General features: G+C 56.3%; 16 protein-coding genes. 10 read left to right on the top strand and 6 right to left on the bottom strand.

The features are described from left to right. Positions 1-87: 87 nt before the first annotated feature. Positions 88-648 carry a nucleotidyltransferase family protein gene (locus KUO20_RS14190; RefSeq protein ID WP_235040484.1) on the top strand — a complete coding sequence of 187 codons (561 nt, stop codon included), beginning with the start codon at positions 88-90 and terminating at the stop codon, positions 646-648. 119 nt (positions 649-767) lie between these two features. Continuing rightward, positions 768-2,335 (top strand): IS3 family transposase gene (locus tag KUO20_RS14195; RefSeq protein WP_235040485.1). Its coding sequence is split into 2 segments (ribosomal slippage): positions 768-1,233 and positions 1,233-2,335, totalling 1,569 coding nucleotides; the frame shifts between segments, so codons are not numbered across the junction. A 131-nt stretch (positions 2,336-2,466) separates the two neighbouring features. Here the strand turns inward: KUO20_RS14195 and mtnK are convergent. Together mtnK and KUO20_RS14205 are read right to left on the bottom strand one after the other, a co-directional pair. Continuing rightward, complete coding sequence (mtnK, locus tag KUO20_RS14200; RefSeq protein ID WP_235040486.1) at positions 2,467-3,729, bottom strand: S-methyl-5-thioribose kinase; 1,263 nt, start codon at positions 3,727-3,729, stop codon at positions 2,467-2,469. A gap of 139 nt (positions 3,730-3,868) precedes the next feature. Continuing rightward, the gene (locus tag KUO20_RS14205) at positions 3,869-4,135 is read right to left on the bottom strand and encodes a DksA/TraR family C4-type zinc finger protein (RefSeq protein WP_235040487.1); all 267 of its coding nucleotides are present in this window, start codon (positions 4,133-4,135) and stop codon (positions 3,869-3,871) included. A 140-nt stretch (positions 4,136-4,275) separates the two neighbouring features. Between KUO20_RS14205 and KUO20_RS14210 the strand changes: the two genes are divergently transcribed. The 8 genes from KUO20_RS14210 (at position 4,276) to KUO20_RS14245 (ending at position 12,664) form a co-directional block, all read left to right on the top strand. Continuing rightward, on the top strand, positions 4,276-5,268 hold the full coding sequence (locus KUO20_RS14210; RefSeq protein WP_235040488.1) for an ABC transporter substrate-binding protein: 993 nt from the start codon (positions 4,276-4,278) through the stop codon (positions 5,266-5,268). Between the two features lie 2 nt (positions 5,269-5,270). Further along, positions 5,271-6,971, top strand: a complete 1,701-nt coding sequence (locus KUO20_RS14215) for an ABC transporter permease (RefSeq protein ID WP_235040489.1) — start codon at positions 5,271-5,273, stop codon at positions 6,969-6,971. Between the two features lie 30 nt (positions 6,972-7,001). Next, complete coding sequence (locus tag KUO20_RS14220) at positions 7,002-8,048, top strand: ABC transporter ATP-binding protein (protein ID WP_235042490.1); 1,047 nt, start codon at positions 7,002-7,004, stop codon at positions 8,046-8,048. Beyond that, positions 8,045-9,136 (top strand): MBL fold metallo-hydrolase, encoded by a 1,092-nt coding sequence (locus tag KUO20_RS14225; RefSeq protein ID WP_235040490.1) that lies wholly within the window; start codon positions 8,045-8,047, stop codon positions 9,134-9,136. The genes KUO20_RS14220 and KUO20_RS14225 overlap by 4 nt, the downstream gene beginning before the upstream one ends. Further along, positions 9,124-9,570, top strand: a complete 447-nt coding sequence (locus tag KUO20_RS14230; RefSeq protein WP_235040491.1) for a phosphatase domain-containing protein — start codon at positions 9,124-9,126, stop codon at positions 9,568-9,570. The genes KUO20_RS14225 and KUO20_RS14230 overlap by 13 nt, the downstream gene beginning before the upstream one ends. 252 nt (positions 9,571-9,822) lie before the next feature. Next, the gene (locus KUO20_RS14235) at positions 9,823-10,839 is read left to right on the top strand and encodes an ABC transporter substrate-binding protein (RefSeq protein ID WP_235040492.1); all 1,017 of its coding nucleotides are present in this window, start codon (positions 9,823-9,825) and stop codon (positions 10,837-10,839) included. Beyond that, positions 10,836-11,903, top strand: coding sequence for a FecCD family ABC transporter permease (locus tag KUO20_RS14240; protein WP_235040493.1), 1,068 nt, complete (start codon positions 10,836-10,838; stop codon positions 11,901-11,903). The genes KUO20_RS14235 and KUO20_RS14240 overlap by 4 nt, the downstream gene beginning before the upstream one ends. Next, the gene (locus tag KUO20_RS14245) at positions 11,900-12,664 is read left to right on the top strand and encodes an ABC transporter ATP-binding protein (RefSeq protein WP_235040494.1); all 765 of its coding nucleotides are present in this window, start codon (positions 11,900-11,902) and stop codon (positions 12,662-12,664) included. The genes KUO20_RS14240 and KUO20_RS14245 overlap by 4 nt, the downstream gene beginning before the upstream one ends. 9 nt (positions 12,665-12,673) lie before the next feature. On the opposite strand, the gene KUO20_RS14250 is transcribed toward KUO20_RS14245, so the two are convergent. The 4 genes from KUO20_RS14250 to KUO20_RS14265 all read right to left on the bottom strand — a co-directional run bounded on the left by KUO20_RS14250 (position 12,674) and on the right by KUO20_RS14265 (position 15,259). Then, the gene (locus KUO20_RS14250; protein WP_273543277.1) at positions 12,674-12,847 is read right to left on the bottom strand and encodes a DUF1289 domain-containing protein; all 174 of its coding nucleotides are present in this window, start codon (positions 12,845-12,847) and stop codon (positions 12,674-12,676) included. Further along, positions 12,847-13,209 (bottom strand): hypothetical protein, encoded by a 363-nt coding sequence (locus KUO20_RS14255; protein ID WP_235040495.1) that lies wholly within the window; start codon positions 13,207-13,209, stop codon positions 12,847-12,849. The genes KUO20_RS14250 and KUO20_RS14255 overlap by 1 nt, the downstream gene beginning before the upstream one ends. A 287-nt stretch (positions 13,210-13,496) precedes the next feature. After that, positions 13,497-14,270, bottom strand: coding sequence for a WD40 repeat domain-containing protein (locus KUO20_RS14260; protein WP_235040496.1), 774 nt, complete (start codon positions 14,268-14,270; stop codon positions 13,497-13,499). Continuing rightward, positions 14,267-15,259 (bottom strand): CobW family GTP-binding protein, encoded by a 993-nt coding sequence (locus KUO20_RS14265; RefSeq protein ID WP_235040497.1) that lies wholly within the window; start codon positions 15,257-15,259, stop codon positions 14,267-14,269. The genes KUO20_RS14260 and KUO20_RS14265 overlap by 4 nt, the downstream gene beginning before the upstream one ends. Positions 15,260-15,456: the final 197 nt, after the last annotated feature.

Raw genomic sequence — 15,456 nt, forward strand, 5'->3', positions numbered from 1 at the left:
GCTATATTTTATTTAAAATATTGAAAAAAGATCTGCTGTTAAGCTTTACCAAGCCGGAGACGCAGCCCTCAAGTACGGAGCCGGGGCATGGATAACATCAGCCAGACCCAACAACTCGTCAGCGAGATCAATCGCCTGCATGCGGATTTTTCCAGAGATTATTTTGAAACCGGAAAAATCGCCAAACTCAATCTTTCCAGAACCATCCGACAGATTCCCGTCGCCCATATTTATCAATATCGCCTCACACTGCATGAAAGCATTAACGACTACCTGATGGCCGCCGATATAGACATCAGATACTTTTATCGCGTGAAAACCCGCGAAAGCATTGATGACATGATCGAGCGGTTTTCACACTGCGAAGATCAATATCCGGTGAATAACTGGCTGAATGATATTTTTGGTGCCCGGATTGTGCTCGCTCCTGATGACGTTAATACGGTGATGGAGCGGCTGGATGACTGGCAAGACGCGCTAGGGTTGAAGAACTGGTATTTGCGCGACAAGCCAGGTTACCGAGGCCTGCATGTTTACTTCAAAAACAAAAATAACTTTTACTTCCCGTGGGAACTGCAAATCTGGGACGCAGCCGATGTTCGTAGCAATATTGAAAACCACGAAAAATTCAAACGTCACTTTATGTAGTCAATGATCTGACATGAGCTACAAAACGCCCCAGCCTGAGCACCCCCAGTGTCAGGATAAGTGTCGCACCCTCTGATATTCTTTCTTAAACATTGATCAGGGGGTCAAAGGAGACACTCATGCCTCGCTATTCAGATGAACGTCGGCAAGCGGTGGTGGCCAAATTACTGCCGCCTCATGCCCTTTCACCCCATGAGATTGCAGCACAGGAAGGCATCTCATTAGCCACGGTTTATAAATGGCGTAAAGAAGCACGTATTAATGGAAAATGTTTACCAGATGCCTTGGGCAAAGGCGCTGATGGATGGTCTTCCCGTGATAAATTTAGCGCTGTTGTTGAGACGGCCTCAATGAATGCTCACGACGTGGCTGAGTATTGCCGCCGTCGCGGCCTCTATCCAGAACAATTGGAGCAATGGCGTTCTGACTGTGAACAGGCGGCCTGCTTGTCACAGTCAGAACGCCAGCGTGAGGCAGATGAGCTCAAACAGCAGCGCAAACATATTAAAGCACTGGAGAAAGAACTGGCTCGCAAGAACAGTGCGTTAGCCGAAACAGCGGCCTTGTTAACGCTGCGAAAAAAAGCAGCGGCGATCTGGGGGGACGAGGACGAATGATTAGCACCCCTGATCGCCGACATGCCATTGCGCTGATCGATAACGCCCGTGCTCACGGTGCACGTTTAGCAGCCGCCTGCCGTGAACTGGGCATGAGTGCTCGGACGTATCAACGCTGGACACGCGATGGTGAACTTCGCGAAGACCTGCGGCCTTTAGTTGAGCGGCCCACACCGGCGAATGCGCTCACGCCGATAGAGCAGCAGGAAATCCTCGACATTTGCCACCGGCCAGACTATGCCCACTTGCCGCCGGAACAGATCGTGGTAAGACTGTTCGATGAGGAAGCGCGCTACCTCGCCTCAGCTTCCACCTTCTATCGCGTGTTGCATAAACACAAAGAAGCGATCCATCGGGGCCGCGCCAAGTTGCCGAAGCGTCACGCCCGACCGACGACGTATCAGGCGACGGCGCCTAACTGCGTTTGGACGTGGGACGCGACCTGGCTGGGTGGCCCCATCAAAGGTGAGTATTACTATCTGGTCATGATGCTTGATATTTACAGCCGCAAAATCATCGGCTGGGAAGTCTTCCTCGCGGAATCAGCCCATAACTCCCGCACGGTGCTGGAACGTGCAGTGCTGGCCGAGCAGGTCGTCGATCAGCCCTTGGTACTTCATGCCGATAATGGCAGCCCGTTTAAGGGGGCCACGCTATTAGAGAAACTGCATGAGCTAGGCATCACCCCCTCGTTCAGTCGACCCCGGGTCAGCAACGATAACCCTTACTCAGAGTCGCTGTTCCGTACGTGCAAGTATCGTCCCTGTTATCCAACGAAGGGCTTCGCCCATGTTGATGCTGCACGGGAATGGGTAGCTGGCTTCGTTCAGTGGTACAACCACGAGCACCGCCACAGCGGAATCCGTCTCGTCACCCCCGCCCAACGGCACGCGGGTCAGGACACGGAAATACTGATTAAGCGCGATCAAATCAATCGAGCAGCGCGCAACGCCAACCCAGCGCGATGGAGCGGCAACACACGTAACTGGACACCCGTAAAGACAGTATCACTTAACCCAGAAAGAGAGCTGAGTGTGACGGTAAACGAACCAGAAAAGAAGGCTGCATAAATATAGTCAGAGACGACAACTTACTTGACGATTACCGAGCATTAATGCTGCCTAGTAATACATCAACCTTTCAAAAGCCGCGGGCCTGCTTGCCCGCGGCTTTTTATAGCGCGTCTTTTATAGGATGCTGTTTATAGAATATCTTGGCGGTTATACGTCTGGGCCAGTTCAATGAGGGCCGACACCTCACGGGCTGCCTCCGGCTCCATAATCAGGGCCTGGCCCATCAGCACGTTGCGGGCTTCAAGCTTGGCACGCAGGGCGGTGTCTTCAATCTCTTCAAAATCGGCATTATGGGCAAGTGAAAGTACCCGGCGGTGCATCTCGATGCCGCAGTAAGCCAGCGCGTCCAGGCGGATCTCATCAAGCAGCGCATCGCAGGCGTCATCGGCGCTATTGCCCTGCTCTTCAAATAACGCTTTCGGGAACAGAATCCCCGTCCGTTCGGTTTGCCATAGGTGGCGAAACTCGTCATCAAAGCTTGTGAAGCACGCCTCAATTACTTCAAGAATCCATGTCTGATAGCTTTCAAGCTCGCTTTCTTGACGGTGAGCAGGCTGGCTAAAGTAGGCCATCAGGAAGTTAGCCACCGCCATTCCCAGATCAAACGCCATCGGTCCGTATTGAGAGAACTCGGGGTCAATAACGCGTACGTCGGTATCGGTCGCCATAATCGAACCGGCGTGCAAATCACCGTGGAGCATGGTTTCGGTGTTGGCGGTGAATTTCATCAGCAGCCGCTGCACCTTGGCTTTTAGGCGAGCATTTCGGCGCAGTTCATCCACCACCGGTGAAAGCTCCGGCGTGTGGTGATTCATTTCAGCGGCGTAATAGGGGTCGGTAAACACCAGCGATTCGGTAATCGCGGGAATCGCCACGTTGCCAGAAAATAGACCTACATCCTGCTTTTTCTCAGGACTGCTGAGCGAAAGCTCTGAGCCACGAAACGCCGTGCGCGCGCAGAACTGGCCGATAGTGTCGCCAAGCTGCGCCACTCTCTCGCCAGCAATTAGCTTGCGCCGCAAAATCGTATGCGGATGAAGATACTCCATCACAAACAGCGCCTGAGGCTTATCGAAGTAGTAAACCTCTGGGGCAATGCCAGGTGCGCGCTTGGCCTGACGCACCAGCGCGTAATATTCAAAGTGAGCGCGATACGTCGGTAGCGGCCAGCTCTCGCCAACCATGCGAACATAGGGCAGTGCCTGCTTTACCACGACAATGCCGAGGCTTCCGGAGACAATAAACACTAGATTGAGATTGCCGTCGCCTACCTCGCGAATTTCCCAAGCGGCAGGCTCACCACCCACGCGACTGGCTACCGCGTCAATACTGCCGAGTCTTGTTGAAAGTGTTTCGACGCGAAGGGCGCGGTAATCTTGATCAAGTTCCAAAAGGTCAATCCTCACAATTTTTACACTGACTCATGCCTAAAAACAGTACTCGAATATAGCGTATTTACAAAGCGGCGCGACGCAGCAAGCCTATCGCCTAGTGATCAAGGCGTTGGCCTCCTGCTGACTAACGGCAATATTAACGCAACTGACTATCTTTACTACCTCGGCGGTTATAGCCACTGACGCTTGACTGCTTTTTATCAAGCTCTCCTTGGCAAGCGACACATAGCCTAACGCCCGGCATTGCCTGTCGGCGCGCGTCAGGAATGGGGTCGCCACATTCTTCGCAAATCTTCAGGCTGGCGCCGTGGGGTAGTTGGCTGCGTGCACGCTGTACCGCATCGTTCAAGGTGTTTTCAATCTGCTCCTGTTCGGCACCGTCTTTAGACCATCCGCCTGCCATAGCCGCATTCCTCGTCTCTATGATCACAATCTTCCAGCATAGCAGTCACGAAAGAGGAAAAGAGTCACATGGAAAGCATAGTGTCATTTTCTTGTAAGCAGATGGCCTTAATGTAAGGGCTCACTCAACGGAGAACCCTCATGCTGAAGCGTCCCTTAACGCTTTCTTTATCTACGGCAGCCCTCGTGGCCAGTTTGTTTGTTTCGACCCAAGCAGCCGCAGATAACACGCTAACGCTTTACACCAGCCAGCCCAACAGCGATGCCCAACAAACGGTGGATGCCTTTCAAGCGGCCTATCCCGACATTGAAGTGGAGTGGGTACGCGATGGCACTACGCGGCTGATGACGCGGCTGCGTTCGGAGCTTTCAGCGGGGGTAAGCAATCCAGATGTGCTGCTGATTGCCGACAGCATGACCATGGAGTCGCTCAAACAAGAAGGCCTTTTGCAGCCTTACTTAAGCGATGAGCGCCAGGCACATGACGCCGAGCTATACGACCCGGAGGGCTATTACTACGGCACCAAGCTGATCACCACGGGAATTGTGTATAACACCGGCGCTGAGCACCAGCCGCAAAGCTGGCAAGACCTATTGGGCCCCGATTATGAAGGGCTCGTCACCATGCCCAGCCCGCTTTACTCTGGCGCAGCGTTAATCCATATGGCGGCCATCAGCGCCAATCCGGCACTGGGGGCCGACTACTACGACGCGCTGCACGCCAATCGTACCGAAGCCCAGGGCGGCAATGGTGGCGTATTTAACGCCGTGGCCGCAGGCACCAAGCCCTACGGTATCGTGGTCGACTTCTTACCCATTCGTGAAGCGGCTAAAGGCTCGCCGGTCGCGTTTGTGTTCCCTGAAGAAGGCGTCAGCGCAGTGACTGAGCCAGTGGCGATTATGCAGGGTGCCAAGAATGTGGATGCCGCACAGAAGTTTGTGGATTTCGTGCTCTCCGAACAGGGCCAGGCACTGGTGAGCCAGCAGGGCTATCTGCCTGCGCGCAACGATGTAACGCCCCCCGAAGGCTTTCCTGCCCGCGACAGCATTACGCTGATGCCGGTGGATATTGAGCAGGCCCTGGAACAAGAAGCAGCGCTTAAACAGCGCTTTAGCGATTTATTCGGCGGGTGATCATGACTCCTGCCCTGACCTATAGCAGCCAGCACCGCTGGCTGCTTTCCAGCCTGCTAATCGGCATTGTGCTGCTCAGCCTAGTACCCAGCGTGCGCCTGCTGATAGAGGCTTTGAGCGACCTTGCTCAAGGCCGGCAGTCACCGCTATGGCAAGTACTCAACAGCGCCAGCACCTGGCGAGCCCTCTGGCACAGCCTGTATACCTCAGGGCTTGGCATGCTGATTGCGCTGGTGCTGGGCAGCCTGTTTGCGTTTGCCATCACGCTCACCAACGTGCGCGGTAAGTCTTGGCTGGTGTTCTGTTTCATGCTGCCCATGATGATTCCACCTCAGGTCACTGCGCTCAGCTGGTTACAGCTTTTTGGCCCGGCCAGCCCGCTATTAAAGAGCCTTGGCATGGCGCCGCCGCTCGGCAGCCCTCAACCGCTTTATTCGGCGGAAGGCATTGCCTTACTGCTAGGGATTCAAAGCGCTCCGCTGGTATTTCTGGCCCTGCGCACCAGCCTACTTTCGCTGCCCCGCGAGCTTATCGAAGCCGCGCGCATTAGCGGCGCAAAGCAAACTCAGGTGTGGGGCCATATTATCCTGCCCGTTACCCGCAGCGGCTTAGTGGCCGGGGGCTCAATGGCGTTTATTTCGAGCCTGGGTAACTTCGGCATTCCCGCCATGCTGGGCATTCCTGCCGGGTATTTTGTGCTGCCCACGCTGATCTACCAGCGTATGGCCAGTTTCGGCACTGGCGTACTGGCTGAAATGGCCGCCCTGTCACTGCTGATCGGGTTACTGGCGCTGGCCGGTGTAGCACTGCAGCAGCGCCTGATGAGCCGCAGCCGCTTTGGGTTAGGCGGCCATAGCGGCCGCTCGCATGATTTCACGCTTGGCCGCTGGCGCACGCTGGTAACTGCTACGCTGATCGGCATCTTGGTGGTTATTTTAGTCGCACCGCTACTCGCCCTTATCGCCAGCTCTCTGGTACCGGCCATGGGCGTGCCGCTTAACGCTGAGACCCTCACGTTAAATGCTTATGCCGACGTAATCGGTCGTCAGGGTGCAACGTGGCGGGCAGTCAACAATAGCCTATGGCTGGCGGGCAGCGCCGCCGTGGTGCTGATGCTGCTTAGTCTGCCGCTGGCGTATCGATTACAGCGCTTGCCTGAGCGCTTGCGTGGCGCGGTGCTCAGCGCGATTGAAATTCCCTACGCCCTTCCCGGCGTGGTGCTGGCGATTGCCTGCATTCTGCTGTTTGTACGCCCACTGCCAATTATTAATGTGGCGCTCTACGGCACGCTGGGGCTTATTTTCATCGCCTATTTGGCGCGCTTTTTGGTGGTTTGCCTCAAGCCCGTGGCCGCCAGCTTAGCGCAGCTTGACCCCTCGCTTGAAGAAGCCGCACAGCTAGCCGGCGCGGGCCCCTGGCGGCGGCTAGGCGGCATCGTGCTACCGCTGGTGGCACCCGCCGTGTTTGCCGGCGGGCTGCTGGTGTTTTTATTAGCAGTCAACGAACTCACCGTATCCGCGCTGCTTTGGAGCGCCGGTAACGAAACCCTCGGCGTGCTGATTTTCAATCTTGATGAAGGTGGCGAAAGCGTTCTGGCCTCCGCCGTTTCAGTGCTGGTGGTGATCATGGTTGCTGCATTAATGCTGGCACTTAGTTTGCTGGCCCCGCGGCTACCTAAAGGCGTTATTCCATGGCAGGGCTAATATGACAGGGCTAATATGGACAAAGCTAATATGACCGGGCTAACCATTGAGCGTGTCAGCAAACGCTTCGGCGAGCACACCGCCGTCGATGAACTATCCCTTGCGGTTGCCCCTGGTGAGTTTGTGGCGCTGCTCGGCCCCAGCGGCTGCGGCAAAACCACCATGCTGCGCATGCTGGCAGGCTTTGAGACGGTTAACGACGGCACTATTCGACTAGGCAACCGCACGTTGGCAGGCCCAAATATCCATATGCCGCCGGAACAACGCGATATGGCAATGGTGTTTCAATCCTATGCGCTGTGGCCGCATATGAGCGTCGCCGACAACGTCGGCTACCCAGTCAAACTTCGCGGCCTGCGCGGGGCGGCGTATCAGCAAAAGGTTCAGCAAGCCCTGGCCTTGGTAGAGCTTGAAGCCTACGCCGGGCGCACGCCCCAAGCTCTCAGCGGCGGCCAGCGCCAGCGAGTGGCCCTGGCTCGCTGCCTGGTTAGCGACCCATCCGTAGTGCTGCTGGATGAGCCACTGGCCAACCTTGACCGCCACCTGCGCGCCACCATGGAACACAGCTTTCGCGACTTTCATCAGCGCACTGGCGCCACCCTGGTTTACGTCACGCATGACCAAACCGAAGCGATGGCGCTGGCCGACAAAATTGCCGTCATGAAAGCCGGAAAACTGGTGCAGTGGGGCGCGCCAGAAACGCTTTACCGGGAGCCACGCACGCCGTGGGTAGCGGGGTTTATCGGCCAAGGGAGCCAGCTAAAAGTTGCCGCCGGAAGTCCCGGCAAACGCCTAGAAAGCACTGCCTTAATGCGCGGCCTGAGCGCCGTTGCATCGGAGCGCACTCAAACGGTACTGGTGCGCCCTGAGCATATTCAGATCAGCCCTTCTACTGCTACGGCAGATCAACTGCCCGCTCAGGTTGAAAGCATTATTTTTCGTGGCGAGCGCTTTGAGCTCAGCCTGCGTCTGCCCAGCGGCGAAACGCTGCTGGCCTATCATCACAGCGCAGCTGAATTGGGTAGCCAGGTCGCCGTCACCCTTCTTCAAGGCTGGTGCCTGGAGCCCGACCAATGAGCGTCGACATCGACATTCTAAGCGGTTTAGGCGACAAAGGGCCGGCCGCTATCGTGGTCGAGGCAAACGGTAAACGCCTGCTGCTGGATGCAGGCGGAGCGCTCCACCCCGGCGACACCATTACCTGGGCCAACCATCTTGATGTAGACGCAGTGCTGATTAGTCACGACCATATCGATCATATTGGCGGCGTGGCCCACCTGCCTAGAGATGTGCCGCTGTACTGCACGCCGCTGGTCGCCCAGGCGCTGCCACCTGGCCGCACGTGGCGGCCATTGCCCGAGCGCGGCTCGCTAACCGTCGCAGGCATTGACGTCACCACAGGGCAAGCCGGCCACTCGCTCGGGGGCGTATGGCTGCACCTTGCGATTGGCAGCGGCGTATTTTACAGCGGCGATGCCTGCTTTGAGTCGCGGGTGTTCCCGTTCGATACGCCGCCCAAAGCCGCCACTGCACTGCTGGACGGCTCTTACGGCAGCTACGATGCCCCGCAAGCAGCATGCTATCAGCAGCTACGCCAGCAGATTCATCGCCCGCTCGCGCTCCCTGTACCCACCTCCGGTCGCGCGTTGGAGCTGGCGCTATGGCTTAGCCAGCTAGCCCTGCAACAGGGAATAAGTTTGGCGATTGATCCAGCAATACGCAGCGCCTTGGCAAGCCTGCTTGCCCAGCCAGCCACGCTAAGGCGCCCGGGCATCGATGCCGCCATTGACCGCGTTTTGACAGGCAAGAATGATCCAAATGCTACGCTTCAACTGATTAGCGATCGCGACGACACGCCAGAGCAATGGCCCCATCATCATCTACTGCATACCGGCTATTTGACGCCCGAGCGCTGCGCCCAGCTCGCCGCAGGCAAGATAAGCGCGCAGCGCTGGAATGTGCACCTGCGTGCCTCGCACCTGGTGGCACTCGCCGATCAGCTAGGCGCTACCCGGACCGTTCCGCTATTTACTCAGCTCACTGATAATGCGTTAAACGCCTGGAGCAGGCTGCTGGGTAAGCGTCTATGTACGACTCGCCACCTTAAAGCCGGTACGCGCCCAACCACGTTGTCATCATTAAGGAGTTTTGCATGTCCGCAGTAATTGTCGACGTTGACGGTACCCTTGCCGAGTTTCATCCCCACCAGGTCAGCGATTGGGTGCTGGGTAGCCAAAAACAGTGGGAGCCGTTCTTCGCCCATATGGCCGAAGCACCGGTGATTGATGCGGTTGCCAAGCTGGTCACTATTCTCAAGACGCAAGGCCAGCAGATTGTGATTTGCAGCGGCCGCCCGGATAGCCACCGCGAGCATACTCAGCGTTGGTTAGAGCGTCACGCCATCCCTTTTGATGCCATGTACCTGCGCCCAGAAGGCGATGACCATGTGGATGATGAAGAGGTGAAAACCGCGCTGCTCAAGCAAATGCGCGACGATGGGTTCGCCCCCTGGCTGGTGCTGGATGATCGTGATGCCGTGGTTGCCCAGTGGCGCGCGCTGGGCCTTACCTGCCTACAGTGCGCGCCGGGGGATTTCTGATCGAGTACGTAAAGTCAGCAGCTCGTTAAAATATATAGCTGCTGTTTTGCCTCTATCTTGATCATCTCCTTCCCCACCCGGCTTCTCCTGCTTTCTGCGTGCCCCAGCATTTAATGCTGGGGCACGAGCAAGCACAGCTTTGCAAGCCATATCATATGTTATAACATAACAATAAATCAGAACATCGTTGTCTCCTTGCCCCCTTGGCTAGAGGTGACGCTGGCCTAACAACCTTTTGTATTGAGAATTTTCATGAACCTCATTCGCTCAATGCTGCTGGCAGTGTCTGGAGTGTCTGCCAGCTATGCCATGGCTGATACAACGGACTACCCGCTGACGCTGAATAACTGCGGCAAGCAGATTAGCTTTTCAGCAGCGCCCAACGGTACGGTCACCATCGGCCAGTCGGCAACCGAAATCCTCTATGCGCTGGGGCTGGGCGATCAGGTATTGGCCACGTCTGTATGGTTTACGCCCGTATTACCGCAATTTAGTGAGCTTAACACCGCCATTGAACGCATCGCCGATAACGACCCAAGCTTTGAGTCAGTGGTTAACCAACGCCCCGAACTAGTCGCTGTGCAGTATGAATGGCATGTTGGCGCGACAGGCAGCGTAGGAACGCGTGAGCAGTTTGACGATCTGGGCATTGCTACATACATCATGCCTGCCGACTGCGATACCAAAGATAACACCACCGGCGGCGACGGCATGCGTACTGCGCCGTTTTCGCCGGCTCACATTTACAAGGGCATTGTCGAGCTCGCCGAAATCTTCAATGTGCAATCGGCTGGGGAAGCGCTGATTGAGAGCCTTGATACTCGTGAAGCAGACGCGGTTGCCGCCGCCGCCCAACTTGATCTACCGGATAACCTTTCTGCAGTGTTCTGGTTCTCCTCGCCCGATAATGGCGTTGCCCCCTTTGTCGCGGGGCAACTGGGCGCGCCCGGCTATATGATGAAATCACTAGGGATACACAACGTCATCCAGTCCGATGAGGAGTGGCCCACGGTAGACTGGGAGACTATTGCTCGAGCCAATCCGGACGTGATTGTCATCGCGCATATGGACCGCCGCCGCTATCCCGCTGACGATATCGACGCCAAGCGTGCATTTCTGGAAAGCGACCCTGTGACGCGTGAAATGCAAGCGGTTCAAAACGGCCATATCATCGAGATGGATGCCCACGCCATGAGCGCGACAATGCGCACTCTTTTCGGGCTTGAAACATTATCAGATGCCCTGTCGGGGATGACCTTCGAGCGATGAACAGGGCATCTGCGCTCACGACATGGCCGTGCCTTCAGGTGCGTGGCCTTTGGTGCTGGCTGGCGCCGCTGATTCTCTTCTCGGCGCTCATCGCCGGAACCGCCATTGGCGAGACGTCGATACCGGTAGAAACGGTCCTGAAGGTGCTTGCCAATCAGTTGTTGGGAGCTGGCTATCCCGTTGATCGAATCGATGCCGGGATTATCTGGAGTTATCGTCTAAGCCGCGCAGTCGTCGCGGCATGCTGTGGTGCCGGGCTGGCGCTGGCCGGTGTTGTGCTTCAGGCGCTGCTGCGCAATCCGCTGGCCGATCCCTACCTGATGGGAATTTCCGCAGGCGCATCGACCGGCGCCGTTTTGGTCGCCGTTGCTGGGTTTGGCGCAGGCGTTGTAACCCTCTCGGTGGGTGCCATGGTCGGAGCCATTGCGGCATTCGGGCTGGTGGTAGTGCTCGCCTACGCAGCGTCTGATAGCGCCGGTGGTGGAACACAAGCATCCAGCACAATCATTTTGGCCGGTATCGCCGGATCGAGCCTGTTTAACGCGTTGACGGCGTTTATCATTGCCAAGTCGGCCAGCGCGGAGCAGGCCCGCGGCATCATGTTTTGGCTGATGGGCAATCTTTCCGGCGTTCGCTGGGACAACGCCTTTCTTGCCGTACCCACCGCGCTTGGCGGCCTGTTGATCTGCCTCTGGTATCGGCGAACGCTGGATGCCTTTACCTTTGGCGTCGACAGTGCGGCATCCATGGGCATCGCCGTGCGCCGTGATCGGGGAATCCTGATCGCCACCGTCGCGCTGATAACCGCTGTGATGGTTTCCATGGTAGGTGCTATCGGCTTTGTGGGGTTGGTAATTCCTCATGCCATGCGATGTCTAACGGGGAGCCGGCACACCCGCCTAGTGCCCGCCTCTGCATTGGCGGGCGCGGTATTTCTGATCGGCGCTGACGTGGTGTCCCGAGTACTGGTTGCGGGGCAGGTACTCCCCATTGGGGTTGTCACGGCACTGGTCGGCGCGCCGATTTTCGCTTTAATACTGATTCGCGGAGCAAGATCACGATGAAGCTCGCCGCAGAAAATCTGAGCTGGACAGTTCAGGGACGCACGCTGCTGAAGGATGTCAGCTTTGAAATTGCCGCTGGTGAGACCTTTGGGCTGATCGGGCCGAACGGCTCTGGTAAAACGACGCTGCTACGTCTGTTTGCCGGCCTGCAAAAATCTAAAGTGGGTCGCGTACGAGTCGGCGAGCAAGATATGGGCCGCATGCGTCAGCGCGACATAGCGCGCTTGGTGGCGCTGGTCGAGCAGCAGGCCAACACCACTGAGCGCATCAGCGTTCACCAGGCCGTATCACTGGGTCGTACCCCCTTTCTTTCGCCGTTTCACCCCTGGTCTGATGAGGATGAAGCCATCATCTCGCGCGCGCTGGCGGATGTGGGTATGCAGTCGATGGCTGAGCGTCTTTGGCATACGCTTTCCGGCGGCGAGCGCCAGCGCGCCCACATTGCGCGAGCCCTGGCCCAACAGCCTAGCGTGCTACTGCTGGATGAGCCCACCAACCACCTGGATATTCGCCACCAGCTCGCCATTCTTCAGTTAGTCAGGCAACTTCCCATTACGGTGGTGATTGCTCTCCACGATCTAAACCAGGCCATGGACTGTGACCGTATTGGCGTTATAGAAAGCGGTCGACTGGTCGATTTGGGCACGCCTCGGCAAGTGCTGACGTGCCGTCGGCTGCGCCAAACCTTTGGCGTGCATGCCGACATTATTGAAGACCCCATTGGGCAAGGACAGATTATGCGTTTTCGCCAAGCAGTCTAGGGCTAAACACTATTTGTTGAGCTTCTTTCGCCGCTGTTCGGCTCGCTTAAGGGTAGAGATTTTCTCGGGCCGCTTCATGGATTTCCAGTGGCGGATCTCTTCAATGCTGCGCCCACAGCTGGAACACATGCCGCCTTTCAACTGGCAAGTGGATATGCAGGGACTGTCAATTTTTTTGGCCATTAGTGCCTCGCAGCGCGTGAGCGCAATCGGCGCTGCCAGTCGCCACCGTGGCTGCGTTGGCACGCCTGCTCGCTATCAAAGTCGATATGATGGGTAACGCTATCGAGTGCTACGCCAGCCTCGGCCAGGGCGTTAGCCGTAACATCATGTAGACGCTGTTTGTCATCCTTCAGCGCTGAAGCTAAGTGGGCGTCGGTATCAAATACCCAGATAACGACAAGGCTTGCGGGGAAGTGCTGGTAGTCAACGCAGTGGGTTAGCCAGACAAACCCTGCCACCTCCACTTTGGCCTGCTCGCAGGCATCGGTCAGCGAAGCGATTAGCTGCCGCTCCAGTTTGCCGCGTTCCCGTTTGGCAATCATAAGTTTTCCTGGTTGGTCGTGTGTATAGATCAGTAGTGCGAGCCGCTAGCCCGCTACCGGGAGACGCCCGGCAAAACCTGTCTCAGTGCCAAACGCTAGCCAGTTGCCATCCGACGACCAGCACATGGTGGTAATTGCCCCATTGCCTGGTGGTTTAACGACGACTTCCTGCTCGCGTAGGGGCTCTGCGATAGTGATTTGACCGTTATCGTAACCGATCGCGAGGATCGCGTGTTTGGGGTCTCCGGCGACGGCGGTGACTAAGGCGCTGGCCGATTCACCCGGCGTTATCGGCTCACGTCCTTTAGGCCCTTTGCGGCCCTTGAATGACCAGCAAGGCGCACAAGGACTACCGCTGGTGGCCAAATAGCGTCCGCCATTGAACCAGACCATGACTTTACCTTAGCGCTATAGCCACTCATAAAAAGGGCATCATTGTCCTCGAGTCGCCAGCCGCGCAGACACTCCTCCTGCATTGCAGAAATAACAAAGCGACTATCCGGGCTCCAGGTAACCGCCAGGTGCGAGCCGGGACACTTGAGTGACACCGGCGCTGATTCTGCCGAACGCGTGGAGCAGAGCGTTACGCCACCGTAATGGGCCACGGCCATGCGGTAACCGTTAGGCGCAAAGCAGATGCCGCCTATCGTACTCGGGAATTCACGCACCAGAGGCTGGCCTTTCTCGGCATACAAATTTAGCCGATTGCCTTCGGTGCAAGCCATCATCCCATTGGCGTGGCTGGCCACGTGGTCAATCCAGCAACCCTGGAAAGCAGCCATCTCATTGGCCGTGCCATCGGCGTCAATGCGCCTAAAGCACCCATCATCGCCGCCGCTCAAAAACCCCGCTTTCGGCGCGCTGGAAAGACTTAACACGGCGCCTTGATGGGCTTGGGTCTTGATAGGCTCATTATCCGCATTAGCGGGTAACAGACGCACGCTGCCATCACCGAGCGCAAAGGCTAGATTGTTCGCTTTATCAAAACAGGCGGATAGCACATACGCCGACCACTGCCACTGACACCCCAACTGCTCAAGGATCGAGGCCGGCTGACTCATGACAGCCTCTGGGTGGCGCTAACCTTTTGGATACAAGCCTCGAACCCGGCCCGCAGTTTTGCTTCATCCAAATCACGACCAATAAACACCAGACGGCTATGGCGCGGCTCACTGCTCGTCCACGGCTGTGTAAAGATCCCATTGGCCAGCATATGCACACTTTGAAAAACATAGCGTTTGGGCTGATCCAGCAGATGTAAGATCCCTTTGCAGCGCAGAATATTCACGCCATCAGTACGCAGCACTTCCGTGACCCAGGCATCAAACCGCTCGGGAAGCAGCGGTTGATTCGCCGTCAACGAGATACTCTTGACCTGCTCATCATGCTCATGGGCGTGCTCCTCGGTCAGAAACCCCGGTTCCAACGAGATGATTCTTTCCAGATCAAAGGCCCCGAGGTCGAGCACCTCAGAAAGGTCGACATCGCAATGGTTGGCCGTCACGACTTTTACATAGGGATTGATGTTACGAATCCGTGCGACGAGCGCCTGCTGCTCCTGCTCATCGATAAGATCGATCTTGTTGAGGATAATAACGTCGGCAAACGCCACCTGTTCAGCTGCTTCTGGACTATCGCTAAGCCGAGCGGGCAGGTGCTTGGCGTCAGTGACCGTGACCGTGACCACCGCATCCAGCGCCGTTTTGCTGCGCACATCGTCATCAACAAAAAAAGTCTGCGCTACAGGCGCAGGATCCGCCAGACCTGTCGTTTCAATGATGATCGCGTCAAAACGATCAATGCGCTTCATTAAACCTGAAATAATGCGTATCAAGTCACCGCGAACGGTGCAGCAGATACAGCCATTATTCATCTCAAAGACTTCTTCATCGGCGCCAACGACCAGATCGTGATCAATCCCCAGTTCACCAAACTCATTGACGATCACTGCATAGCGTTTGCCGTGATCCTCAGAGAGAATGCGGTTGAGTAGCGTTGTTTTGCCAGAGCCTAAATAGCCTGTCAGTACGGTAACCGGGACTTTTCCCATGATGAGCTCCTGCTTACTCGAAATTTATTATATGTTATAACATTTCTTTAAAATCAGCATAACCATCTTTTTAGAAGACCAAGGGAATCGATATGAAGAGCTGGTAGACGCGTTGTGAAAATAGTAAATAGAAGCGTCGAACGAAAGCGATAAGCAGATAACGCGCAACAAAGTGTAGTGTGCGTCGAGAGATTTTT

Source organism: Vreelandella profundi (assembly GCF_019722725.1).
In the GTDB taxonomy this organism is placed as follows: Bacteria; Pseudomonadota; Gammaproteobacteria; order Pseudomonadales; family Halomonadaceae; genus Vreelandella; species Vreelandella profundi.